This window comes from Sphingobium cyanobacteriorum, assembly GCF_030580935.1.
Lineage (GTDB): Bacteria > Pseudomonadota > Alphaproteobacteria > Sphingomonadales > Sphingomonadaceae > Sphingobium > Sphingobium cyanobacteriorum.
In genome coordinates, this window is the sequence record NZ_JAUQOM010000007.1 from 72,742 (window position 1) to 97,948 (window position 25,207).

Genomic DNA, 25,207 nt, shown 5'->3' on the forward strand with positions numbered 1-25,207 from the left:
AGTCAATATGGGCATCAGCCCGATGGCTGAGACGCCTGCCTCGGCCGGCCGTCAATCCCTGTCCCATATCCCTGGACAAGGAGGGGCGCAGACACTGCGCACCTCCTTGTCCAGGAAAAGGCGAATGGCTCTATTTCAACAGCACCAGTTCCTCGGCCATGCTGGGATGCAGGGCGACAGTGTCGTCGAAATCCTGCTTGGTCAGCCCCGCCTTCACCGCGATCGCGGCGGCCTGTAATATCTCCGGCGCATCCGGCCCGATCATGTGCAGTCCGATCACCCTGTCCGTGGTCGCGTCCACGATCATCTTGTAGAGCGCCCGCTCTTCCCGCCCGGCCAGCACATTCTTCATCGGCCGGAAGTCGGATGTATAGACCTTCACCGTGCCATATTTATTCTTGGCCTCCGCCTCGGTCAGGCCAACGCCTGCCAGCGGCGGATGGCTGAACACCGCCGACGGCACGCAGCCATAGTCCACCTTGCGCCTGTTGCCGCCGAACACGGTGTCGGCAAAGGCATGGCCTTCCCGGATCGCCACCGGGGTCAGTTGCAGCCGGTCGGTGACATCGCCCACCGCATAGATGCTCTCGCAACTGGTCTGGCTATAGTCGTCGACCTTGATCGCGCCCTTGTCGGTCAGTTCGACCCCGGCCGTCTCCAGCCCCAGCCCCTCCGTCAGCGGCTTGCGCCCGGTCGCGAACAGCACGACATCGGCCGCCACCGGATCGCCATCCTTGAAGCGGACGCAGAGCGTGCCGTCGTCATTCTTCTCGATCCGCTCCATCTTCGCGTTGAAGCGGAAATTGATCCCCTTGGTCATGGAAATCTGGAGCAGCCGGTCGCGGATCTGCGTGTCATAGCCGCGCAGCAGGTCGCTGCCGCGGTTGACCATCGTGACATGGCTGCCCAACTGGTGGAAGATGCCGGCAAATTCATTGGCGATATAGCCGCCGCCGACGATCACGATGCGCCTGGGGCATTCCTCCAGATGGAACACCTCGTTGCTGGTGATGCCATGTTCGGCGCCCTCCAGTTCGGGGACGACCGGCCAGGCCCCGGTCGCGACCAGGATCGTCTTGGCGCTGACCTCGCGCCCGCTGGCCAATTTGATGCCATGTGGTCCGGTGATCGTTGCCCGCTCACGGATCACCTCAACCTTGTGGCTGTCGAGCGTGTTGCCATACAGGCCCTCCAGCCGGTCGACCTCCGCCAGAACATTGTCGCGCAGCGTCGTCCATTCAAAGCCGCATTCGGGCACGTCCCAGCCAAAGCGCCGCGCATCCTTCAGATCCTCGGCGAAATGCGCGCCATAGATGAGGAGCTTCTTGGGCACGCAGCCGCGAATGACGCAGGTGCCCCCGACCCGGAACGCCTCGGCCACCGCAACCTTCGCCCCATGCGCCGCCGATACCCGCGACGCCCGCACGCCACCCGATCCTGCACCGATGACGAAAAGGTCGAAATCAAACTCGCTCATGCCTGGCCTCCGATTGGACAGGCGCGGATATGGCGGGTGCAGGGGCCAGTTACAAATGGGAAAACCGGATTCCTCCCCTGCAAGGGGTGAGTCAAATGGAGGCAGACGACTCCATTTGACGCGCACGCCGCGAGTGGCGGAGGGGTATCGCCCTTACAGGAACGCGCCCTCCCTCTGGCCTTGGGCCATCCACCGTCCCTTACAGCGGAGGATTTTTCAGCCGTCCCCCAGCGCGATCCCGATCAGCGCCATGGTCGAAGGATCGAAACCGAGCGCCCCGTCCGCCTCGATCGACTTGGCGATTTCCTTGCCCAGTTCGACGCCGAACTGGTCGAACGGATTGATCCCCATCAACACCGCATTGGCGAAGGTGCGATGCTCGTAGAAAGCGATCAGCGCGCCCAAAGCCTCCGGCGTCACATCGTCCATCAGAATCGTCGTGGACGGCCGGTTGCCGGGATAGGCCCGCGCCGGGTCCGCGTCATTATCCTTGCCGCGCAGCAGCGCCGCCCCCTGCGCGAAGCAGTTGACCAGCAGCGCGCGGTGATGCGCCGGGTCGAGCGCATGGCCCGGCTCGATCGAAGCGATGAACTCGACCGGCGACAGGATCGTCCCCTGATGCAGCAACTGGAACACCGCATGCTGCGCATCGGTGCCCACCCCGCCCCAGGTGATCGGCGCGGTCGGTCCTGCCACGGCAACGCCATCGCGGGTCACGCTCTTGCCATTGCTCTCCATCTCCAGTTGCTGGAGGTAGGAGGGCAGCAGTGCCAGCCGCTCGTCATAGGCGAACAGCGCGCGGGTCTGGCACCCCAGCACCCGCGTATAATATTGGTCCACGAACGCCGCGATCAGCGGGGCATTCTCGCTCGGATCGGACAGGCGGAAATGGCGGTCCATCGCCGCCGCCCCTTCCAGCAGGCTCTCGAACGCATCCCAGCCCAGCGCCAGCGCGGCCGGAAAGCCGATCGAGGACCAGAGCGAATAGCGCCCGCCCACCGACTCGGCGAAAGGCAGGACGCGGGTTTCGTCCACGCCCCATTCCATCGCCTTGTCCGGTGCGGCGGTCAGTGCGATCACCTTGCCATAGGGATCTTCGACGCCCGCCTCGACCATCCAGTTGATCGCGCTCGCCGCGTTCAGCATCGTCTCGCTGGTGGTGAAGGTCTTGGACGCGATCGCGATCAGCGTGGCATGGGGGTCGAACCCCTCGATCGCGCGCTCCAGCGCAGTGCCATCGACATTGGACACGATGCCCACATCATAGCGCACCCCGTCGCCGTCCAGCGCATCGACGATCAGCTTCGGCCCCAGCGCCGACCCGCCGATGCCGATATGCAATATGTGGCGCACATCGCCCAGCGCGCCCGCCTCGATCGCGTCGATCAGCGCGCGCATCCGGTTGTGCAGCGCCTTGGCCATGGCGACGCTCTGCGCATTGCCCTCGCCCCGCTCGGCGGGATGCTCGGCGGCGCGGCCCTCGCTGTTGTTGACCGGCTCGCCCGCGAACAGCGCGTCGCGCCAGTGCGCGAAATCCTGTTCGCGCGCCAGGGTCTGGAACGCGCCCAGCAAGTCTTCGGTCAGATGGGTCTTGGACCAGTCGAACCGCAACGGCCCTTGGCTGACCACCAGTTTGGAGAGGCGATCGGGGTCGGTGGTGAAGATGCTCTTGAGATCGGCTTGCGGAAGCGCGGCGATCGCCGCCAGTGCAGGGCTGCTAAGTGCAGAACGGGGCATGACTATTCCCTTATGACGTTGGTCGATATCGACGCTGCACCTGTCGATTCGCCCCCTACCTAGACAGGTCGCCGCGCTTATGCACCCTCTGCCGTGCTTGACGCGGCCTTTACGACACCGCAAAAGCCGCGAGCGCCCCTTTTGTCGGGCCGATATGAAGGAAAAGACGAACGCCCATGGCTGCCAAATCGGAAACGCGGGACTTTCTATGGTTTCTCGCCAAGCTCGGGCTGTTCGTCCTGATCCTCCGCAGCTTCATCATATCGCCCTTCAACATTCCCTCGGAATCGATGCAGCCGCGCCTGCTGATCGGCGACTATCTGCTCGTTTCAAAATGGAACTACGGATACAGCAAATATAGCATTACTGGCCGAGGCCTGCTCGGTGCTATATTCAGCTCCAAAGGTGACGAAGCGCGCCCACCTAGCGACACATCATCTCATAGATTGTTCGGCTCACTGCCCCAGCGCGGCGACGTGGTGGTGTTCAAGGCCCCGCCAAACCAGAAGAACGACTATATCAAGCGCGTCATCGGCCTGCCCGGTGACATGATCGCGGTGCGCGGCGGAACCGTCTATCTGAACGGCGCGGCCATCCCCAAGCAGAAGGTCGCCGATCTGGTCATCCCGGTGACGCCGAACATGACCGACGCGGCCGCCAGGGAAGGCGCAGCATCCCCCTGCTACCGCCCCGATTTCGAGGAGGCAGCGCCCGGCGGCGGCAAGCAGTGCCGTTACCCCCAGTATCGCGAAACCCTGCCCGGCGGCAAAAGCTATAATGTCCTCGACCTTGTGCCCGACGGCGCGGCGGATGATCGCGACACCGTGCTGGTGCCCGAAGGCAAGCTGTTCATGATGGGCGACAATCGCGATCGCAGCGCCGACAGCCGCTTCCCGGCGGTCGACGGCGGCGGCATCGGCCTCGTCCCCCAGGAAAATCTGGTCGGCAAGGCGATGATCTCTGTCTTTTCGACCGATGGCAGCGCCAACTGGCTGCTGCCCTGGACATGGGTTTCGGCCGCGCGCTGGAGCCGGATCGGGGAAGGCTTTTGACATTGAGCGTGCCACGGCCTGACACCGATGCCTGGCTGAAGGATCTGATCGGCCGCGCACCGCGCAACCGGGCGACGTTCGAACAGGCGCTGACCCATGGCAGCGCCAAGTCGCTCAACTATGAGCGGCTGGAATTTCTGGGCGATCGCATCCTTGGCCTGCTGATCGGCGAATGGGTGTTCGAACGCTATGCCGACGAACCCGAAGGCAAGCTGTCGCGCCGCTACAATGCGCTGGTATCGGGCGAAACCTGCGCGGACATCGCTCGTGCCGCCGGCGTGCCCAGACATCTGATCCTGGGCAAGCAGGCGCGCGACGATGGCGCGGCCGACAGCGACAATGTGCTGGGCGACGTGATGGAGGCGCTGATCGGCGCGCTCTATCTGGAGGCGGGCCTGGAAGAAGCACGCGCGCTCGTCCGCCGCCTCTGGGGCAACCGCGTCGACACCCAGACCAGCGCGCCGCGCCACCCCAAATCCTATCTTCAGGAATGGGCCGCAGCCAACAAGCGCAAGCCCCCCGAATATGCGCTGATCGACCGCTCCGGCCCGCAACATGCGTTGCGCTTCACGGTGAAAGTGTCGATCAACGGCGCGGGCGAAGCCAGCGCCACCGGCGCATCGAAACAGGAAGCCGAAACCGCAGCAGCCAAGGCGCTGATCGAGAAACTGGCGGGTTGACGCGCGCCATTCTCTCCCCGCGTTCACCCTGTTTCTTCTCGGCGCGCGCTGCGCTACAACCATCATCTTCCGTCACCCCCGCGAAAGCCGGAATCTCACTTTTTGTCGAAGCGATGGATGAAAAGAGAGATGCCAGCCTTCGCTGGCATGACGATATCCCTATAGCTGGGCAGACAGGCTCAGCGCGAACGGAGTAGAATTTGGACGTTTCAGATACCAATCAGCGCTGCGGCGTCGTCGCCATCGTAGGCGCCCCGAACGCGGGCAAGTCCACGCTGGTGAACGCGCTGGTCGGGCAGAAGGTGGCGATCACCAGCCCCAAGGCACAGACCACGCGCACCCGCGTCATGGGTGTCGCGATCGAGGGTGACGCCCAACTGGTGCTGGTCGACACTCCCGGCATCTTCGCGCCCAAGCGCCGGCTGGACCGCGCCATGGTGCAGGCGGCCTGGGGCGGCGCGCAGGGGGCGGACCTGATCGCCCTGATCGTCGATGGCAAGGCGGGCCTTGGCCCCAAGATGGAACCGATCGTCGAGGCGCTGGTCCATCGCCCCGAACGCAAATGGCTGATCCTCAACAAGGTCGATATCGCCATCAAGGAAAAGCTGCTGGTCCACACCCAGAAACTCTATGAGCGTGTCGGCTTTGAGGAGACGTTCTTCATCTCCGCCCAGACCGGCGACGGGCTGGCCCAGCTCAAGACCGCCTTCGCCAATGCCATGCCGCAAGGACCATGGCATTTCCCCGAAGATCAGGTGTCCGACGCCACCGACCGGATGCTGGCCGCGGAAATCACCCGCGAACAGCTTTATCACCAGCTCCACGCCGAACTTCCCTATGCGGCGGCCGTGGATACCGAACAATATAAGGAGCGCGAGGACGGATCGGTCGAGATCCATCAGCAGATCCTCGTCGCCCGCCCGACCCAGCGCGCCATCGTGCTGGGCAAGGGCGGTCAGCGGCTCAAGGAAATCGGGTCGAAGGCGCGCGCCGAACTGGCCGACCTGCTGGGCGTCAAGGTCCATCTCTACCTGCACGTCAAGGTGAAGGAGGATTGGGAGAACGACCGCTTCATCTACCGCGACATCGGGCTGGACTGGGTGGAATGAGCCCGCGGAAATAGCTTGTTTACCCTGTGCGCTTATGTAGCGCGCATGAGGGGTTATCAGAGGATATTGGCGGGCATAGGCTTTTCGGTTGCCGCGACCATGGCGTCGATGGCCATCATGTCGCGCTTTCCCGGCCTGGAAATCCCCCTCCCCTACTGGATCTTCGGCTTCTGCGCGCCGCTTTTCATCTCGACCCCGGTATGCCTGCTCATGCACCGGCAGGCGGAACAGAAACGGCGGCTGAACGTCTCCTTGCACCAGGCCCTGATCGAACTGCGGCACCTGACGGAGATCGACCAGATGACCGGACTGCTCAACCGGGCGACATTCCTTGCGCGGCTGGCGGTGCAGAAGGACGCCCGCCCAGGGGCCTGCCTGCTGATCGATGTTGATCATTTCAAGGCGATCAACGACGCATTCGGTCATGCCGTGGGCGACCGCGTGCTCAAGGCGATCGCGGAGCGGCTTCAGTCGTCCGTCAGGAAAGACGATCTATGCGGCCGGCTGGGCGGGGAGGAATTCGCCATCTATCTGGCCGGCGTTGGCGAAGCGGAAGCCGCCGCCATGGCGGAACGGCTGTGCCAGGCGGTCAGCGCGCTTGCGGTAGAAACGCATGACGTCAGCATCCGCCCGACCATCAGCATCGGGGCGGCCCATGCCTGTGGCAGCCCCGACGCCGATCATATGCTGCAACGCGCCGACATGGCGATGTATCGCGCCAAGGCGAACGGACGCAATCAGGTCCGCCTCGCCGCCTGACATTATTCCGCCGCCGCCTTCTTCTTCGCCGGTGCTTTCTTGGCGGCCGGCTTCTTTGCCGCGCCGTCCGCCTTGGCCGCAGGCTTCTTCGCCGCCGCTGCCTTCTTGGGCGCGGCCTTCTTCTTCGCGCCCTTTTTGGCCGGTGCCGCCGCAGCGCGCGCGTCGATCAGTTGCGCGGCTTCCTCCAGCGTCAACTGGTCCTTGTCGACCGTCTTAGGCAAGGTCGCATTGGTGGTGCCGTCGGTGACATAGGCGCCATAGCGGCCCTCCATCAGCTTGATCTCCGCCTCGGTGCGCGGATGCGCGCCCAGTATCTTTAGCGGTTCGCGCCCCGCGCTGCGCGGTCCGCGTTGCGCCGCCTCGGCCAGCTTCACGACGGCGCTGTTCATGCCGACCTCGAATATCTCGGCGGTGTTCGCCAGCCGCCCATATTTGCCGTCATGCAGCAGATAGGGACCAAAGCGCCCGATATTCGCCATGATCGGCAGGCCAGTCTCCGGGTGCAATCCCACTTCGCGCGGCAGGCTGAGCAGCTTGACCGCCCAGTCCAGCGTCATCTCCCCATCGGGCAGATCCTTGGGGATGGAGCCGCGCTTGGCCTCCTTGCCCTCGCCCATTTCGATATAGGGACCAAAGCGGCCGGACTTCTTCACGATGTCCTGCCCGGTTTCGGGATGCTGGCCCAGGATTTCCGGCCCCGTATCCTCACCCTCCTTGCCGCCGGGCTGCCCGAACTTGCGGGTATATTTGCATTCGGGATAGTTGGAGCAGGCGATGAACGCCCCGAACCGTCCGCCCCGCAACGACAATTGCCCGTCGCCGCACAGGGGGCAGGCGCGCGGGTTGCTGCCGTCCGCTTTGGGCGGGAACAGCATTGGCTCCAGATATTTGTCCAGCGCCGCCGTGATGTCGGACGGCTTCTGCTCCATCACCTCGGCGGTCTTGGGCTTGAAGTCCTTCCAGAAGGCTTCGAGCACTTCCTGCCACTGCGCGCGGCCACCGCTGATCTCGTCCAGTTCGTCCTCAAGACCCGCGGTGAAATCATAGGAGACATAGCGTTCGAAGAAGCGCTCCAGAAATGCCGTCACCAGCCGCCCGCTCTCCTCGGCAAAGAAGCGGTTCTTCTCGATCCGCACATAGTTGCGGTCCTTGAGCACCTGCAAGGTGGACGCATAGGTGGACGGACGCCCGATCCCCAGTTCCTCCAGCCGCTTGACCAGCGATGCTTCGGAATAGCGCGGCGGCGGCTGGGTGAAATGCTGTTCGGCGCTTACAGACTTCTTGGCCGGGGTGTCGCCCTGCGCCATGCGCGGCAGCAGCTTGCTGTCGTCTTCGTCCCCCGACCCGGCATGTTTGCCGGGGTCGGCACCATTAACGTCGTCGCGCCCTTCCTCGTAAAGGGCGAGGAAGCCCGGAAAGATCACCACCTGGCCAGTGGCGCGCAGCGTGTGGCTGCCGCTGCCGTCGACCAGATCAATCGTCGTCCGCTCCAGCCGGGCGGACGCCATCTGGCTCGCCAGCGCGCGCTTGAAGATCAGGTCATAGAGGCGCGCATGGTCGCCGCTGCCCACCTTGTCGCGACCAAATTCAGTCGGGCGGATGGCTTCATGCGCTTCCTGCGCATTCTTGGCCTTGGTCTGATACTGGCGTGGCTTTTCGGGCAGGTAGCCGCCGTCATAGCGATCAGCGATCGCCCGCCTCGCGGCGGAAATGGCGCTGCCGTCCATCTGCACGCCATCGGTCCGCATATAGGTGATCGCGCCATCCTCATAGAGTTGCTGCGCGATCCGCATCGTGTGGCTGGCCGAAAAACCCAGCTTCCGTGCGGCTTCCTGTTGCAGGGTCGATGTGGTGAAGGGCGCGGGCGGATTGCGGCTGACCGGCTTCGTCTCGACCTTGTCGACGGTGAAGCGCCCGGCCTCCACATCGGCCTTGGCGGCCATGGCGTCGCCTTCCTTGCCGATGGTCAGGCGGTCGATCTTCTCGCCCTTCCAGCGGACGAGCCGCGCGGTAAAGGCCTGTCCGCCCTGCTCCATCTCGGCCGCGACCGACCAATATTCCTGGGGCGTGAAACTCTCGATCTCGCGCTCGCGCTCCACCACCAGCCGCAGGGCGACCGACTGGACGCGGCCGGCCGATTTGGCGCCGGGCAGCTTGCGCCACAGCACCGGCGAGAGGGTGAAGCCCACCAGATAATCGAGCGCCCGGCGGGCGCGATAGGCGTCGATCAGATCCTCGTCCAATGCGCGCGGCTTTGCCATCGCGTCCAGCACCGCCGTCTTGGTGATGGCATTGAACGTCACCCGGTCCACCTGGCTCGGCAGCGCCTTCTTGGCCCGCAGCACCTCCTGCACATGCCAGCTTATCGCTTCCCCTTCGCGATCAGGGTCAGTCGCCAGAATGAGGCGCGTCGCCGTCTTGGCCGCGTCGCTGATGGCCTTGAGCTGCTTGCCCTTGTCGCCATAATTTTCCCACGACATGGCAAAGCCGTCGTCGGGATCGACCGACCCGTCCTTGGCCGGCAGATCGCGGATATGGCCATAGCTGGCGAGGACATGGAAATCCCCACCCAGATATTTCTCGATGGTCTTCGCCTTGGCCGGCGATTCGACGATGACAAGCTGCATTCAGGCCCCGATTTGGAAATCTCTTACGTACACGCGCGAGTGTGTAGGGGGGCAGAGGAAGCCGTCAAGCATTCTGCTGCCGTCGGCGCACCATCTCCATCAGGACCGCCAGCAGCAAGGCGACGCCACTGCCCAGCCACATGGCGTCCTGCCGCAGCATCGGAAACAGCGATGCTCCCGTCACCGCCCCGATGACCAGGCCAAGCCATAGCAGCGCATAGCCGCCCCAGCCGGGATGCCGCCTGCCGGTGATGAAGCCCGCCAGCCCCAGGCCGATCCGCACCAGGCTGCCCGTCATGTAGGTCAGCCCCAGGGGCGCCTGCCCCTCCCTTTCGAATATGGTGTTTTCCGCGCCCATGGCCAGCGCCAGCAAACCGGCCGTCCAGAGCGGCGGATGCCGGATCATGAGCGCCGCCGCCGCCAGCAGCGCCGCAACCAGCAGCAATATGATCGCGCTTTGTCGTCGCCCCGCGCCCGCACCGGCAATCGCCCCGCCAACGACCCCGGCGACAAAGCACAGGATGAGGATGCCGGCCGCCATCGCATCGCTCCTGGCCCCCGCGATGCCGACCGCCAGCCGCGTCGAATTGCCGCTCATGAAGGACACGAAGAAACCCGATGTCGTCAGAAAGCCGAGCGCGTCGACATAGCCCGCCAGAAAGGCCAACGCGATGGCGATCACGCGCATAGGACGATCAAACCGGATCATGATGGCGCCCCGACAATCATGACAGAATGGTCACGGCAGAATGATCATGATCGGGCAACCCGTCCACCGGCATGGCGCTCCAGTCCGCCCGCCAGTTCCAGTTCCAGCAGCACCGTCTGCACCACGGCGGGCGACAGGCCCGACAGGCGGATGACTTCATCCACCGCGACCGCCGCCGGCCCCAGCAGCCCGATCACCGCCACCCGATCCTGATCCGCCACGTCGCTCGACACCGGCTCGCCCAGAAATTCGAAGCTGCCCTGCCGCACCATCCTGGGATCGAAGCCGCCGATCGCCTCCATCACGTCCGCGCCATTCTGCACCAGCGTCGCCCCCTCCCGGATCAACTGGTTGCATCCCTGCGCGCGCGGATCAATGGGCGATCCCGGCACCGCCATCACCTCGCGCCCCGCTTCGGCGGCCAGTCGCGCCGTGATGAGCGACCCGGACTTTGGCGCCGCCTCCACCACCACGGTCCCCAGCGCCAGCCCCGCGATGATCCGGTTGCGTGCGGGAAAATGCCGCGCCAGCGGCTGGACGCCGGGCGGATGCTCCGTGACGAGCAGGCCGTCTTCCGCCACCTGCCCCTGCAAATCCCTGTTTTCCGGCGGAAAGACGATATCGATCCCGCAGGCGATGACACCGATCGTACCACTGGCGATCGATCCGCGATGCGCTTCGGTATCGATCCCCCGCGCCAGCCCCGACACCACCACCGCGCCCCGCTGCCCCAGATCCTGCGCCAGGGTGCGGGCAAAGCGGCACGCCGCCGCCGAGGCATTGCGCGCGCCGACCATCGCCACGCAGGGCCGCGCCGCCAGCGCGCCATCGCCCCGCATGATCAGCGCGGGTGGCGCGCCTTCCATCTGGTCGAGCAGCGCGGGATAATCGGCATCGCCCATCAACAGATAACGTGCCCCCAGCGCACGGGTCGCCGCTATTTCCCGCTCCACTGCGCCAGCCTCCGCCACGCTCGCCCGGCCACCGCCGCGCTGCGCCAGATCGGGAATGGCGCGCAAAGCCTCTCCCGCCGTGCCGAAACGCGCCAGCAATTGCCGATAGCTGACCGGGCCGATCCGGGGAGAGCGGATCAGCCGCAATCGGTCGAACCGCTCCCGCTCGCTCATTCGCCAGCCGGGTCGTTTGCGGCCGGGCCGCTCTGGATGGCTCCGCTCCTGGCCTTGCCGATCTTCGGCTCCTCGCCCCTGGCCAGCCGCGCGATATTCGCCCGATGCCGCCACAGCACGATCAGCGCCAGCGCGAGCGCCACCGGCACAAGGTCGCCCCGTCCGAACGCCGTCATCGCGATCGGCGCGCTGACCGCCGCCGCCATGCCGCCGACCGACGACCATTTCGTCCCGAACAAAGCCGCCAGCCATACCGCCGCGAAAATACACCCGGCCGGCCAGAACAGCGCCGTCACCACCCCCATCATCGTCGCCACGCCCTTGCCCCCGGCAAAGCGCAGCCAGACCGGATAGCAATGGCCGATGAACGCCATCGCCCCCGCCATCGCCCCGCCGCCATCGACAAGGCTGCCGCCGATCAGCACCGCCGCCGCGCCCTTGAACAGATCCAGCAGCAATGTCGCCGCCGCCAGCCCCTTGCGTCCCGTCCGTAGCACATTGGTCGCGCCGATATTGCCCGACCCGATCTGTCGCAGGTCGCCCGCGCCGGTGGCACGGGTCAGGATCAGCCCGAACGGGATGGAGCCGAGCAGATAGCCCAGCACAAGCACGAAAGCGGGAAGCAGCCAGGAAGGTGTCATGAAAATCGCCAATGGAAGTTGCGCGCGACCATAGCGTGACAGACGCAACGGGCAATGCGTATGTTGACGGCCGCCGCTGTTGACAGCACTGGTGTTGACAGGGAATGGCCCGGCCGCGACACAGCGGCCATGACGGTCGCACCAGACGCTCCCATCCTCTTCTTCGATTCCGGCGTCGGCGGGCTTTCGATCCTCGCCCCGGCGCGCGCCGTGCTGCCCACCGCGCCGATCGTCTATGCCGCCGACAGCGCCGGCTTCCCCTATGGCACCAGGAGCGAGGCGGAAATCGCCGCGCGCGTCCCCGCCCTGCTGGGCCGGCTCGTGGAACGCTACCGCCCGCGCCTCGCCGTCATCGCCTGCAACACCGCCTCCACCATCGCGCTGAGCCATGTCCGCGCCGCGCTCGACATTCCGGTGGTCGGCACCGTCCCGGCGATCAAGCCGGCCGCCCTTCTGTCGAAAAGCCGCGTGTTCGGTGTCCTCGGCACCGACGCCACCGTGCGCCAACCCTATGTCGACAGGCTTGCCGCCGAACATGGCGCGGACTGCACCGTGCTGCGCCACGGTTCGGCCGCGCTGGTGCAACTGGCCGAAGCGAAGCTGCGCGGCGAAACGCTCGACCCGCAGGTCGCCCGCGATGCGCTCGCCGGCCTGATCGACCAGCCGGGCGGGCAAGAAATGGACATGGTCGTCCTCGCCTGCACCCATTTCCCGCTGGTGGAGCAGGAACTGGCCGCCGCCGCGCCGCACCCCATGGGCTTCGTCCATGGCGGCGACGGCATCGCCCGGCGCATCGCCTATCTGACCCAGGGCCAGCCCTGGCCGGATGCCCCCGCCCCCGGTATCGCGATATTCACCCGCCTTGACGAACGGCAGGCCGCGCTCCGCCCCGCACTCGCCCGCTACGGCCTCGACCATATCGACGCGCTTTGACCAGGGGGTAGGCCATTTGTCCAATGGCCAATTCCTTCTTTCGCACGGATAGGTATTTCTCCCTAAGGCTGGGATCGTTTATCGCTGGTAATGGGGACCGCAGGCGGGTAAATGCGGCCACGAGGCAGAGGAAGGCGCGACAAAAAGAACAGCGCGCGAGCGAACGGGAAGACAGGCGGCGTGAATTACAAGCATATTTTTTCGCAAGCGATCGACCGCCTTCATGAAGAAGGCCGTTACCGGGTGTTCATCGACATTCTGCGCAATCGCGGTGCCTATCCCAATGCGCGCTGCTTCCACGGGCATAATGGCCCGAAACCGATCACCGTCTGGTGCTCCAACGACTATCTCGCCATGGGCCAGCACCCCAAGGTGGTCGCCGCCATGGAAGAAGCGCTCCATGATGTCGGCGCCGGTTCCGGCGGCACCCGCAATATCGGCGGCAACACCCATTATCATATCGATCTGGAGGCTGAACTGGCCGACCTGCACGGCAAGGAAGGCGCCTTGCTCTTCACGTCGGGCTATGTCTCGAACGAAGCGACGCTCGCCACCCTTGCCAAGCTGCTGCCGGGCTGCATCGTCTTTTCCGATGAATTGAACCATGCCAGCATGATCGCGGGCATCCGCAATTCGGGCTGCGAAAAGCGCGTGTTCCGCCACAATGACGTCGATCATCTGCGCGAGCTTCTGGCCGCAGAAGATCCCGAAGCACCCAAGCTGATCGCGTTCGAAAGCGTCTATTCGATGGACGGCGATGTCGCCCCGATCGCCGCGATCTGCGACCTGGCCGACGAATTCAACGCGCTCACCTATCTGGACGAAGTCCATGCCGTGGGCATGTATGGCGCGCGCGGCGGCGGCATTTCCGAACGCGACGATGTCGCCGGCCGCCTGACCATCATCGAAGGCACGCTGGGCAAGGCGTTCGGCGTCATGGGCGGCTATATCGCCGCCGACCAGATGATCATCGACGTGATCCGCAGCTATGCGCCCGGCTTCATCTTCACCACCTCCCTGTCGCCGGTGCTGGTGGCCGGCGTGCTGGCCAGCGTGCGCCACCTGAAAGGCTCCAGCGAGGAACGCGAAGGCCAGCAGGCATCCGCCGCCCTGCTCAAGCAATTGATGGCCGACGCCGGCCTGCCGGTCATGCCTTCGGTCACGCATATCGTGCCGCTGATGGTCGGCGACCCGGTCAAGGCCAAGCGGATCAGCGACATATTGCTCGCCGAATATGGCGCCTATGTGCAGCCGATCAATTACCCCACCGTGCCGCGCGGCACCGAACGGCTGCGCTTCACCCCAGGCCCCGCCCATACCGAAGCGATGATGCGCGATCTGGTGTCGGCGCTGGTCGAAATCTGGGATCGGCTCGACCTGGAAAAAGCCGAGCGGCAGGCGGCATAAATATTGCTGACCCTCCCTGCGCCGCAGGCGTGGGGAGGAGGGACCGCTGCCAAAGGCTGGCGCAGGGGCACCTCGCCGGCATGGCGCATATGCCGCCCCTTCGTCCCTCCCCACTTCCCCCCGCGCCAATCCCGCGCTAAAGCCCTGTCCATGATCCTCGTCATCGACAATTATGACAGCTTCACCTGGAACCTGGTCCATTATCTGATGGAATTGGGGGCTGAGGTCGAAGTCGTCCGCAACGACGCCATTTCAGCCGGGCAGGCGCTATCGAGCGGGGCCAGGGCGTTTCTGCTTTCCCCCGGACCCTGCACCCCCAATGAAGCCGGTGTCAGCCTGGACCTGGTCGCCGCCTGCGCCGACGCGGGGGCGCCGTTGCTGGGCGTGTGCCTGGGCCATCAGGCGATCGGCCAGCATTTTGGCGGTCAGGTGGTGCGGGGCGGCCTGATGCATGGCAAGACATCGCCGGTCAGCCATGACGGCACCGGCCTGTTCGCGGGCCTTCCCTCCCCCTTCACCGCGACCCGCTATCATTCGCTGATCGTGGAAAATATCCCCGACAGCCTGGTGGTCAACGCCACCAGCGAGGACGGATCGGTCATGGGTTTCCGCCATGCGACCCTGCCGATCCATTCGGTCCAGTTCCACCCGGAAAGCATCGCCACCGAATATGGCCATGACATGCTGGCCAATTTCATGACGATCGCCGGCCTGCCGGTGCAGGCACGCGAAGCGGCCTGACGCCCTGCCATCCGGGATGGCCGGGCCGTCATCGCGCAGCCGCTTTTCGAATAGACCCGCAATAGGAAATCATATTTCAAGACTTGCGGGAAAAGTAGGCAGTCAAGCGCCTGCACCCTCTCGACTCTGCTGCCCCGCGCCGACTAAGGCAGGGGCGATGACCCGCCTGCCCGATCCTTCCGCGCCGCTCTCCGCCGATGCGGCCGCCAGCGCCTTCGACCTGTTGTTCGACGCCGATCTGCCCGAAGCGGAGATCGCCTCCTTCCTCGTCACCATGGCCCGGCGCGGCGAAAGCGCGACAGAAATCGCCGCCGCAGCCCGTGCCATGCGGGCGCGCATGATATCGGTCAGCGCCCCTGTCGGCGCGATCGACGTTTGCGGCACGGGGGGCGACGGCCATCATACGCTGAACGTCTCCACGGCTGTATCACTCGTTGTCGCAGCAGCTGGCGTGCCGGTCGCCAAACATGGCAACCGCGCCGCATCGTCCAAGGCCGGCGCCGCCGACACGCTCGAAGCCCTTGGCCTGAACCTCGACAAGGCCGCCGCGACGGCAGAGGCGACCCTCGCCGACCTTGGCATCTGCTTCCTCTTCGCGCAAAATTATCACCCCGCGCTCAAACGCCTTGGCCCGGTCCGCAAGGCGATCGGCGAACGCACCATCTTCAACCTGATGGGCCCGCTCGCCAACCCGGCCAATGTTCGCCGCCAGCTCGTGGGCATCGCCCGTCCAGCCTATGTGCCGATCTATGCCGAAGCGCTGGCCGAACTGGGCGTCGACCGGGCGATGATCGTGTCGGGGGACGAAGGGCTGGACGAACTCTCGCTCGCCGGGGGCAATGACATGGCGGAGGTGAAAGGACATGATCTGGTCGCCATGCACCGCCTGACGGCTGCCGATCTTGGTCTTGCGACACATCCGGTCACGGCGATCCGCGGTGGCGACGCCGCGCATAATGCGGCGGCCCTGCGCGCGCTGCTTCTGGGTGAAACGGGGCCATATCGCGACGCGGTACTGCTGAACGCCGCCGCCGCCCTTGTCGTCGCCGATGCTGTCCACGACCTGCGCGAGGGCGTGGCAGAGGCCGCCGAAACGCTCGATCGTGGCCTGGCCAACGCGCTTCTCAATTGCTGGATTGCCTATTCATGACCAACAAGCTGATCGAAATCTGCGACTTTAAGCGCACGGATGTCGCCCGCCGCAAGGCCGCGACCACCATGGCCTCGCTTCATGCCCGCGCCAGCGAACAGACGCCACCACGCGGTTTCCGCAAGGCGCTGGACGACGCCGCACGCTCCGGTTTCGGCCTGATCGCGGAAGTGAAGAAAGCCAGCCCGTCCAAAGGGCTGATCCGCGCGGACTTCGATCCGCCCGCCCATGCCCAGGCCTATGCGGCGGGCGGCGCGGCCTGCCTGTCGGTGCTGACCGACGAACCCTATTTCCAGGGGCATGACGATTATCTGATGGCCGCCCGGTCCGCCTGCGCCATCCCCGTGCTGCGCAAGGATTTTATCGTCGATCCCTGGCAGGTGCTTGAAAGTCGCTCGCTTGGCGCCGACGCCATCCTCATCATCGTCGCCGCGCTGGATGATGGACAGATGCAGGAGATTGAGGACGCCGCGCTGGGCCTTGGCATGGACGCATTGATCGAAGTGCATGACGAGGCGGAAATGGAACGCGCCCTCACACTGCGGTCGCGCCTGATCGGCGTCAACAATCGCGACCTGCGCGATTTTTCCGTCGATTTCGCCCGTACCTATGATCTGGTGGGCAAGGCGCCGGCCGGTTGCACCTTCGTCGCGGAAAGCGGCCTGACCGGCCATGCCGACCTGGTCGCCATGGCCGGTCATGGCGTGCGCTGCTTCCTGGTCGGCGAAACGCTGATGCGCCAGGCCGATGTCGAGGCGGCGACTCGCAATCTGCTGACCGGCGCATGACCGGCCTGACCCATCTGGACGCGGACGGCGCGGCCCGCATGGTCGATGTTTCGGCCAAGGCGGTAACGGCGCGGGAGGCTGTCGCCACCGGCCGGATCGACATGATCGGGGAAGCCGCCGGCGCCATCGCGCAGGGCCTGGTCAAGAAAGGGGACGTGCTTGCCGTGGCGCGGGTCGCGGGCATCATGGCCGCCAAGCGCACCGCCGATCTCATCCCGCTCTGCCATCCGATCGCGCTCAGCGCCGTGACGGTCGATTTCGATCTGGATGCCAGCGGAGTCACCGTCACTGCCACCGCCCGCACCGCCGGGCAGACGGGCGTGGAGATGGAGGCGCTGACCGCCGCGTCGGTTGCCCTGCTCACCATCTATGACATGGCCAAGGCGCTGGACAAGTCCATGATGATTGGCGGCGTCTGCCTGATCGCCAAGAGCGGCGGCAAGTCAGGCGACTGGCGGCGCGCGTCATGAGCCTGCTGCCGGTCGCGCAGGCGCAGGCGCGCCTCTTCGCGCTCGCCCGCCGGCTGCCGGTCGAAACCGTTCCGGTCGGGCAGGCCGTGGGTCGCTGGCTGGCGCAGGATCTCGTGGCATTGCGTGACCAGCCCTGGGCCGACCTGTCAGCCATGGATGGCTATGCCGTGCGTGCGGCCGAATATCCCGGTCCATGGCGCGTTGCGGGAGAAAGCGCGGCCGGCGTGGCGACACCCGCGCCCCTCGCGCCTGGAGAAGCCGTTCGCATCTTCACCGGCGCGCCGCTGCCGCCCGGCGCCGACGCCATATTGATTCAGGAAAACGCCATCCCCGACGGCGACATCCTGACCGCCAGCGCCGATCCGCTGCCCGTTGGCCGTCATATCCGCGCCGCCGCGTCGGACTTCGCCCGCAATGCCACGCTGCTTGCGGCTGGCGCGCGCCTCGGCCCGGCCCGGATCGCCCTTGCCGTTCTGGGCGGCCATGGCGATGTGCCGGTTTGTGCAAAGCCCAGGGTCGCGCTGCTCTCCACCGGCAATGAACTGGTGCCGCCCGGCGCGCCCACCCCGCCCGGCTTCCTGCCGTCCTCCAACGCGCCGATGCTGGCGGCGATGCTCGCTGGCGTGCCCTGCGATATCATCGACCTTGGCATCGTGCCCGACGATCTCGACGCCATGGTCGCCGCCCTGAAGCGCGCGGCGCAGGCCGATATCATCGTGTCGACAGGAGGCGCGTCGGTCGGCGATCATGATCTGGTGCGCCCGGCTTTCGTCCAGGCGGGCGGTTCGCTCGATTTCTGGAAGATCGCGATGCGCCCCGGCAAGCCGCTGATGGCCGGTCGCCTGGGTGACGCCCTGTTCCTCGGCCTGCCCGGCAATCCGGTGTCGGCCTTCGTCACTGCCACATTGTTCCTGCTGCCGCTCGTGCGCCATATCAGCGGCGCGACCGATCCATTGCCGCTTGTGGGCGAAGCCGTGCTGGCCGGCCCCCTGCCCGCGATCGGCGACCGCGACGATTATCTGCGTGCCTGGCGCAGCCCTGACGGCCTCGTCTCCGTCACCTCGCAGGACAGCGCCGCCTCCGCCGCCATGGCGCAGGCCGACTGCCTGATCCTGCGCCCGGCGCGATCGCCGGCAGCCGCACCTGGCGAGCGCGTCATGGTGTTGCCGCTGCCTTGAGGCATCGCATCGAAAGCCGTTGACTAATCTCCATGTGTTTCCTATGCGTTCCTCATACGTTCCATGGAGGACCGCAGCGATGTTGACGCCCAAGCAGCAGGAATTGCTGAGCTTCATTCAGACCCGGCTGGAGGAGGCCGGCGTCTCGCCTTCATTTGAGGAGATGAAGGATGCGCTCGACCTGCGTTCCAAGTCGGGCATCCACCGCCTGATCAATGCGCTGGAGGAGCGCGGCTTCATCCGCCGCCTCCCCAACCGTGCCCGCGCGCTTGAGGTGCTCAAGCTGCCTGATGCGATGCACCGCGCGCCTGCGCCGCCGGCCCCTGCCAAGCCCAAGGTCACGTCGCCCGCGCCCATTTTGCCAACGGCCGCCAATGACGTGATCGAAATTCCGCTGCACGGCCGCATCGCCGCCGGCGTGCCGATCGAGGCGATGGAGGGGCAGACGATGCTGTCCGTTCCCGCCGCCTTATTGGGGGCTGGCGATCATTATGCGCTGGAAGTGTCTGGCGACTCGATGATGGAGGCCGGTATTCTGGATGGCGACTTCGCCCTGATCCAGCGCACGGAAACCGCGCGCGAGGGGCAGATCGTCGTCGCCCTGATCGACGAGGCGGAAGCAACGCTCAAATATTTCCGGCGCGAAGGCAGCCGGGTCCGGCTCGACCCGGCCAACGCCGCCTATGAACCGCAAATCTACGATTCGCGTCAGGTCCGCATCCAGGGCAAGCTCGCCGGGCTTTTGCGCCGCTATAACTGAGTGCGTCGCGGCCCTGGGCGGGCGATCCACGGATGCGCGTCACCGGCTCCATGAACGGTGTGAACTTCGCCTGTTTTCAGGCTGATGGACAGGCCGCCGGTGCGCGACAGCAACCGGCGGTCGATCTTCAGCCAGCGCGGGCGGCACCATCGGGGCAGACCGCGATCGCTGATCACGATGTCCGCCGCCGCGCAATCCCGCGCGAAATCGCGCCGCCCGATCAGCACATTGCTGCGGGTGAAAAGCAGATTCCAGCTTCGTCCGCCCTCCTTCAGCCGCAGGGCGCACAGGTCGGTCGAACAGCGCGCGTCCGGCAACTGCGCGATCGCTGTCAGGGCGCCGTCATAGCCCGCGCTTTCGGACAGGACATCGCGCACATAGTCCCCCGCCCGGTCGCGCAGGATAGCCATTCCCCTGCTCGTCCGTACCGCGACATGCCGCCCGTCTGCGGTGACGAGAATGTCAGGCGGAGAGGCCAGAAACGTCGCCACTATGCCGGTCAGGACCGGAACCAGCCCCAGCCACCGCCACCCCGTCCGCCACAACAGGCACCATAGCAACCCGACGACCGTGATCCCGAACAATGGCATGCCCATGGTCGGCGCCAGCAGGGTCGCCATCGGGCTGGCCGCCACGCCATGGGCCAGCAGCAGCAACAGATTGAGCGCCTGTTGCGTCAGCCACCAGGCCGGCGCGCCCAGTCCCACGACATCCAGCAACAGCGCCAGCGCCTCCAGCGGCATGACCACGAAGGTGGTGAGCGGAATCGCGACCAGATTGGCAAAGGCGCCCAGCACCCCGGCCTTGTGAAAATGGAACAGCGCGATCGGCATCAGCACCAGTTCGACCGCGATGCCGGTCGCCAGCGTGACGGCCAGCACACGGCCGAATCTGCCAATCACCCCTTCGTCCCGCGCGGCGGCAAAGGCGCGAAAGCGCGGATGCTCGGCCAGTGCCACCAGCGCCGTCACCGCAGCGAAGCTCATCTGGAAACTCGGCCCCGTCAGCGCCTCCGGCCAGAAAAACAGCACCAGCAGCGCGCCCGCCGCCACCAGTCGCAGCGTGATGGCGTCGCGCCCCATCGCCAGCCCGCCCAGCACCAGCAACGCCGCGATGCAGGACCGCAGCGTCGGCACCTCCGCCCCGGTCAGCCAGGTATAGCCGATCCCGGCCAGCGCCCCGCCGGCTGCGGCGATCAGCATCAATGGCCAGTGCAAGGCGGCACGCTGGCTCAGGGCCATCGTCCGCATCAGCAGGAATATGACCGCGCCGATCAGCGCCGTCACATGCAGGCCGCTGATCGACAGAAGATGGGCAAGGCCGCTCCGTCGCATCGCTTCGGCATCGGCTTCCGCGATCGCGCCCTGATCCCCTGTGGCCAGCGCGGCGGCAATGCCCTCCGCCGGTCCATCGACCTTGTCCAATATGTGGCCGAACAATCGCGCCCGCAGCGGTGGCGCCACGGTCGATGGCCGCAACATCTCCACCGGCTTCAACGCCTTGCCGGTCGCACCAATGCCCTGGAAATAGGCGCGCGCGGCAAAATCATAGCCGCCCGGCACACTGGGCGGCGCGGGCGGCATCAGCCGCACCCGAAACCGGATCAGCGCACCCTCTCCCAGCCCCCTGGGCATGTCTGCATCGGCGATGTTCACCCGCACCAACGCCGGCAGAGCGGGGGCGTCGACCGGGCGCAACCGCACGCGGACAATGCCCTGCGCCGGCACCCGTTGCACCGACAGCACCTCCCCCGTCATCTGCACGAACCGCGCCCGCGCCAGTGGCGGCTGCCCCAGCAATGTCGCCTTGCCCCAGACCAGCAGGCATCCCATGCAGGCCAGGATTGCACCTGCGACAATCATCCGCCGCAACCGCCCGCCCGGCGGCAGCATGGCTCCCGCGCAGGCGATTCCCAGCGCCCCGCAACAAAAGGCCAGCCAGGTCATCGCATGGGGCAGAATGAACCAGGCGGCGATGCCTGCGCTCAGCCCGATCGGCGCCCACAGCCCGATCTGTTCGCGCTCCGCTTCGAGCCATGCCTCCACCCTGGCCAGCGTCGCCTTGGCCGACGCGGCAGCCTTCCCGCCAAGGGAGGTTTGTCGTGGCTCAAAAGCCATGCTAGGGGGCATCGGATTCATGGGTCAGCGAAGGCGAATGTCAAAGAATATGACGGCAAGTGCAACGGGAATGAACAAGGCTGTGGTGACCCGTTTCGCCCCGTCGCCAACCGGCTTCCTCCATATCGGCGGCGCCCGCACCGCGCTCTTCAACTGGCTGTTCGCGCGTCATCATGGCGGCAAGTTCCTGCTCCGCATCGAGGATACCGACCGTGCCCGTTCCACCGACGAAGCGGTAGCCGCGATCTTTGACGGCCTGGACTGGCTGGGCCTCCGCGGTGACGAACCGGCGGTTTTCCAGTTCGAACGCACGCCGCGCCATGCCGAGGTCGCGAACCAGTTGCTCGCATCGGGCCATGCCTATCGCTGCTACGCCACGCCCGAAGAACTGGCGGAACTGCGCGAACAGCAGCGCGCCGCCAGGCAGCCAATGCGCTATGATGGCCGCTGGCGCGATCGTGCCCCCGAAGACGCGCCCGCCGGCGCGCCCTTCGTCATCCGTATCAAGGCGCCGCGCGAAGGCGAAACGGTGATCGAGGATGCGGTGCAGGGCCGCGTCGTCGTCCAGAATGTGGAACTGGACGACATGATCCTGCTGCGCTCCGACGGCACGCCAACCTATATGCTTGCCGTCGTGGTCGATGACCATGACATGGGCGTCACCCATGTCATTCGCGGCGACGATCATCTCAACAATGCCTTTCGCCAGCTCAGCATCATAAGGGCGATGGGTTGGGAAGAGCCGACTTATGCCCACATTCCGCTGATCCACGGATCGGACGGCGCGAAATTGTCCAAGCGCCACGGCGCGCTGGGCGTCGATGCCTATCGCGACGAGATGGGGATGCTGCCCGAAGCGGTGCTCAACTATCTGCTCCGCCTGGGCTGGGGCCATGGCGACGAGGAAATCTTGCCCGTAGCCCGCGCGATCGAACTGTTCGATATCGCCGGGGTCGGCCGTTCACCATCGCGCTTTGACATCAAGAAGCTGGAAAATCTGAACGGCCATTATCTGCGCGAAGCGGACGACTCGCGCCTCGCCGCCCTTGTCGCGCCCCGCGTGGCAGCACGGCTGGGCAAGACGCTGGACGAAAAGCAGTCGGATATTCTGGTCCAGGCGATGGCTTCGTTAAAGCCGCGCGCCAAAAATCTTAATGAAATTGCCGAGGGCGCCGAATTTCTGTTCAAAAATTGCCCGCTTGATTTTGACGAAAAGGCGTCGGCTCTGCTAGACGATTCCGCGCGCGCGCTGCTGGCCAAGACAGCCGACGTTCTCCAGCCCGTCCAGTTCTGGACGGTAGAAGCGATCGAAGACGCAATACGCCGCGTGGCGGAGGATGCCGGCCTGGGACTGGGCAAGGTGGCGCAACCGCTGCGGGCAGCGCTGACCGGCCGTACCGTCTCGCCGGGTATTTTCGATGTCCTCTTCCTTCTGGGGAAAGAGGAGAGCTTGGAACGACTGGCCGCGGCAGGGCACGCAACGGTCGGTTGATGGGACTCAAGGAGAACAACATGTCGGATAACAATGCCAATTTGACCGTCGGGGGGGAGAGCAAGGACTATGCCATCATGGATGGCACTGTCGGCCCGCAGGTCATCGACGTGCGCAAGCTTTACGCCAATACCGGCATGTTCACCTATGATCCGGGCTTCACCTCGACCGCCAGTTGCGAATCCGGCCTGACCTATATCGACGGTGACGAAGGCATCCTGCTGCATCGCGGCTATCCGATCGGCCAGCTCGCCGAACAGTCCAGCTTCATGGAAGTCTGCTATCTGCTGCTGAACGGTGAACTGCCCTCGGCCAAGGAACTGGCTGAATTCACCACCACCATCACGCGCCACACCATGGTGCATGAACAGCTTACGACCTTCTATCGCGGCTTCCGTCGCGATGCCCATCCGATGGCGATCATGTGCGGCGTGGTGGGCGCGCTGTCCGCTTTCTACCATGATTCGACCGACATCAACGACCCGGCCCAGCGCACCATCGCCAGCCATCGCCTGATCGCCAAGATGCCGACCATCGCGGCGATGGCGTATAAATATTCGGTGGGCCAGCCCTTCGTCTATCCGCGCAACGACCTGTCCTACACCGCCAATTTCCTGCGCATGACCTTCTCGGTCCCGGCCGAGGAATATGAGCCGGACCCAGTCATCGTGGATGCGATGGACAAGATCTTCATCCTGCACGCCGACCATGAACAGAATGCCTCGACATCGACCGTGCGCCTGGCCGGCTCGTCGGGCGCCAATCCGTTCGCCTGCATCGCGGCCGGTATCGCCTGCCTCTGGGGCCCGGCGCATGGCGGCGCGAACGAAGCCGCCCTCAACATGCTGCGCGAAATCGGCACTGTCGACCGCATTCCCGAATATATCGCCCGCGCCAAGAACAAGGATGATCCGTTCCGCCTGATGGGCTTTGGCCATCGCGTGTATAAAAATTACGATCCGCGCGCGACCGTGATGCAAAAGACCGCGAAGGACGTGCTGGAAAAGCTGGGCGTCAACGATCCGGTTTTCGATGTCGCCAAGGAACTGGAAAAGATCGCGCTCAACGATCCTTATTTCGTCGAAAAGAAGCTCTATCCCAATGTCGACTTCTATTCGGGCGTGATCCTGTCGGCCATCGGCTTCCCGACCGAAATGTTCACCGTGCTCTTCGCCCTTGCCCGCACCGTCGGCTGGGTCGCGCAGTGGAACGAGATGATTTCGGACCCAGCGCAGAAGATCGGCCGTCCGCGTCAGCTCTACACTGGCCCGACGCAGCGCGATTATGTCCCGGTGGACAAGCGCTGATCGGCAGCCCCCCGGAAAAGAGAACGGCGCCCAACCGGGCGCCGTTTTCATTTACGGGAAGGGTCGGTCAAACAGGTCGGACTTAAATCCCGCCTGGGGTCACGATCCAGCCCCCCCGCTCCAGCGCGGCGCCAAGGTCCGCGACGCAGGCGTCAATCCGGGCCGCGTCTGTCGAACGAATCACGAAATTCGCGCCCGTGCGCCCTTCGCGGAAAAACGGGTAACTGCCGATCTGGCAGCCATCATGTGCACGCTCCGTCGCGGACAGCAGATCGGCGATCTCGCTTTCCGCCACCCAGCAGCCGATCGTCGCCGACAGCAGCGGCAGCCCCCCCTCCAGCGTGCCGGTCAGGCTGTCGAGCATTCCGGCGGTGATATAGGGGACGCCCGCCATGATGAAGATATTGCCGTGGCGGATGCCCGGCGCGCCCGACATGCGATTTTCGATCAGGCTGGCCCCGGCCGGCACCCGCGCCATGCGCAATCGCGCTTCGGTCAGCCCTCCGCGCGTCTCATAATAGCCCAGCAGGATGGCGCGCGCGCCTTCGTGGATTTCCACATCCACGCCCAGCGCCCCCGCGATCGCATCGACCGTGATGTCGTCATGCGTCGGGCCGATGCCGCCGGTGGTGAACAGATAATCGTTGCGCGCCCGCAGGATGTTGACCGCTTCGACAATTGCGTCCTGATCATCAGCCACCACCCGCACTTCGCGCAGCCGGATGCCCTGTACATTGAGCCAGGCCGCAATCTGCGCGACATTCTTGTCCTGGGTGCGACCGGAGAGAATCTCGTCGCCGATCACGATCAGCGCTGCGGTCCAGATGCGGTTCGGATCGGCCATGGCCACGCCCATAGCCTGCACGGCCCGCAATGCCTAGTGCGGTGGATTTGAAATTCGCCACATTTTTGGCAAGGCTGGGAGCCGATTTCAAATCCATAAACC

At 65.3% G+C, this 25,207-nt stretch carries 22 protein-coding genes; 14 read left to right on the forward strand and 8 right to left on the reverse strand.

What is annotated here, in order from left to right:
• Positions 1-130: 130 nt before the first annotated feature.
• Both gor and pgi read right to left on the reverse strand, forming a co-directional pair.
• Positions 131-1,477, reverse strand: coding sequence for a glutathione-disulfide reductase (gene gor, locus Q4610_RS14045; RefSeq protein ID WP_304536587.1), 1,347 nt, complete (start codon positions 1,475-1,477; stop codon positions 131-133).
• Positions 1,478-1,693: 216 nt separating this feature from the next.
• The gene (pgi, locus tag Q4610_RS14050) at positions 1,694-3,214 is read right to left on the reverse strand and encodes a glucose-6-phosphate isomerase (RefSeq protein ID WP_304536588.1); all 1,521 of its coding nucleotides are present in this window, start codon (positions 3,212-3,214) and stop codon (positions 1,694-1,696) included.
• Positions 3,215-3,390: 176 nt separating this feature from the next.
• Between pgi and lepB the strand changes: the two genes are divergently transcribed.
• The 4 genes from lepB to Q4610_RS14070 all read left to right on the forward strand — a co-directional run bounded on the left by lepB (position 3,391) and on the right by Q4610_RS14070 (position 6,814).
• Positions 3,391-4,266 carry a signal peptidase I gene (gene lepB, locus Q4610_RS14055; RefSeq protein ID WP_304536589.1) on the forward strand — a complete coding sequence of 292 codons (876 nt, stop codon included), beginning with the start codon at positions 3,391-3,393 and terminating at the stop codon, positions 4,264-4,266.
• Positions 4,221-4,946 (forward strand): ribonuclease III, encoded by a 726-nt coding sequence (gene rnc, locus Q4610_RS14060; protein ID WP_304536590.1) that lies wholly within the window; start codon positions 4,221-4,223, stop codon positions 4,944-4,946. Before lepB ends, rnc begins: the two co-directional genes overlap by 46 nt.
• A 200-nt stretch (positions 4,947-5,146) precedes the next feature.
• Complete coding sequence (era, locus tag Q4610_RS14065) at positions 5,147-6,055, forward strand: GTPase Era (protein WP_304536591.1); 909 nt, start codon at positions 5,147-5,149, stop codon at positions 6,053-6,055.
• Between the two features lie 45 nt (positions 6,056-6,100).
• Positions 6,101-6,814, forward strand: a complete 714-nt coding sequence (locus Q4610_RS14070) for a GGDEF domain-containing protein (protein WP_304536592.1) — start codon at positions 6,101-6,103, stop codon at positions 6,812-6,814.
• A gap of 2 nt (positions 6,815-6,816) precedes the next feature.
• Here the strand turns inward: Q4610_RS14070 and topA are convergent, their stop codons facing one another.
• The 4 genes from topA to plsY form a co-directional block, all read right to left on the reverse strand.
• The gene (gene topA, locus Q4610_RS14075; RefSeq protein WP_304536593.1) at positions 6,817-9,441 is read right to left on the reverse strand and encodes a type I DNA topoisomerase; all 2,625 of its coding nucleotides are present in this window, start codon (positions 9,439-9,441) and stop codon (positions 6,817-6,819) included.
• Positions 9,442-9,505: 64 nt separating this feature from the next.
• On the reverse strand, positions 9,506-10,150 hold the full coding sequence (locus tag Q4610_RS14080) for a YoaK family protein (protein WP_304536594.1): 645 nt from the start codon (positions 10,148-10,150) through the stop codon (positions 9,506-9,508).
• A gap of 44 nt (positions 10,151-10,194) precedes the next feature.
• Positions 10,195-11,277 carry a DNA-processing protein DprA gene (dprA, locus tag Q4610_RS14085; protein ID WP_304536595.1) on the reverse strand — a complete coding sequence of 361 codons (1,083 nt, stop codon included), beginning with the start codon at positions 11,275-11,277 and terminating at the stop codon, positions 10,195-10,197.
• The gene (gene plsY / locus Q4610_RS14090) at positions 11,274-11,918 is read right to left on the reverse strand and encodes a glycerol-3-phosphate 1-O-acyltransferase PlsY (protein WP_304536596.1); all 645 of its coding nucleotides are present in this window, start codon (positions 11,916-11,918) and stop codon (positions 11,274-11,276) included. Before plsY ends, dprA begins: the two co-directional genes overlap by 4 nt.
• A gap of 129 nt (positions 11,919-12,047) precedes the next feature.
• On the opposite strand from plsY, the gene murI reads away from it, so the two are divergent.
• From murI to lexA, 8 genes are all read left to right on the forward strand, one after another.
• Complete coding sequence (murI, locus tag Q4610_RS14095) at positions 12,048-12,851, forward strand: glutamate racemase (protein WP_304536597.1); 804 nt, start codon at positions 12,048-12,050, stop codon at positions 12,849-12,851.
• A 180-nt stretch (positions 12,852-13,031) separates the two neighbouring features.
• Entirely contained in the window at positions 13,032-14,258 is a 1,227-nt protein-coding gene (hemA, locus tag Q4610_RS14100) for a 5-aminolevulinate synthase (protein WP_304536598.1), read from the forward strand.
• Between the two features lie 150 nt (positions 14,259-14,408).
• Positions 14,409-14,999: an anthranilate synthase component II gene (locus Q4610_RS14105; protein ID WP_304536599.1), complete on the forward strand. Its 591-nt coding sequence runs from the start codon at positions 14,409-14,411 to the stop codon at positions 14,997-14,999.
• Between the two features lie 157 nt (positions 15,000-15,156).
• Positions 15,157-16,149, forward strand: coding sequence for an anthranilate phosphoribosyltransferase (gene trpD, locus Q4610_RS14110; RefSeq protein WP_304536600.1), 993 nt, complete (start codon positions 15,157-15,159; stop codon positions 16,147-16,149).
• A complete protein-coding gene (gene trpC / locus Q4610_RS14115; RefSeq protein ID WP_304536601.1) occupies positions 16,146-16,937 on the forward strand; it encodes an indole-3-glycerol phosphate synthase TrpC in 792 nt (263 codons plus the stop codon). Before trpD ends, trpC begins: the two co-directional genes overlap by 4 nt.
• Positions 16,934-17,407: a cyclic pyranopterin monophosphate synthase MoaC gene (moaC, locus tag Q4610_RS14120; RefSeq protein WP_304536602.1), complete on the forward strand. Its 474-nt coding sequence runs from the start codon at positions 16,934-16,936 to the stop codon at positions 17,405-17,407. Before trpC ends, moaC begins: the two co-directional genes overlap by 4 nt.
• The gene (locus Q4610_RS14125) at positions 17,404-18,585 is read left to right on the forward strand and encodes a molybdopterin molybdotransferase MoeA (protein WP_304536603.1); all 1,182 of its coding nucleotides are present in this window, start codon (positions 17,404-17,406) and stop codon (positions 18,583-18,585) included. Before moaC ends, Q4610_RS14125 begins: the two co-directional genes overlap by 4 nt.
• Before the next feature lie 79 nt (positions 18,586-18,664).
• Positions 18,665-19,345 (forward strand): transcriptional repressor LexA, encoded by a 681-nt coding sequence (gene lexA / locus Q4610_RS14130; RefSeq protein WP_304536604.1) that lies wholly within the window; start codon positions 18,665-18,667, stop codon positions 19,343-19,345.
• Here the strand turns inward: lexA and Q4610_RS14135 are convergent.
• Positions 19,336-21,462, reverse strand: coding sequence for a ComEC/Rec2 family competence protein (locus tag Q4610_RS14135; protein ID WP_304536605.1), 2,127 nt, complete (start codon positions 21,460-21,462; stop codon positions 19,336-19,338). The genes lexA and Q4610_RS14135 overlap by 10 nt on opposite strands.
• A 70-nt stretch (positions 21,463-21,532) precedes the next feature.
• Between Q4610_RS14135 and gltX the strand changes: the two genes are divergently transcribed.
• The gene (gene gltX / locus Q4610_RS14140; protein WP_304536606.1) at positions 21,533-22,954 is read left to right on the forward strand and encodes a glutamate--tRNA ligase; all 1,422 of its coding nucleotides are present in this window, start codon (positions 21,533-21,535) and stop codon (positions 22,952-22,954) included.
• 20 nt (positions 22,955-22,974) lie between these two features.
• Positions 22,975-24,261, forward strand: a complete 1,287-nt coding sequence (locus Q4610_RS14145) for a citrate synthase (RefSeq protein WP_304536607.1) — start codon at positions 22,975-22,977, stop codon at positions 24,259-24,261.
• Positions 24,262-24,343: 82 nt separating this feature from the next.
• Here Q4610_RS14145 and Q4610_RS14150 read toward each other — a convergent pair whose 3' ends face one another.
• Positions 24,344-25,105, reverse strand: a complete 762-nt coding sequence (locus Q4610_RS14150) for a competence/damage-inducible protein A (RefSeq protein WP_304536608.1) — start codon at positions 25,103-25,105, stop codon at positions 24,344-24,346.
• Positions 25,106-25,207 lie beyond the last annotated feature (102 nt).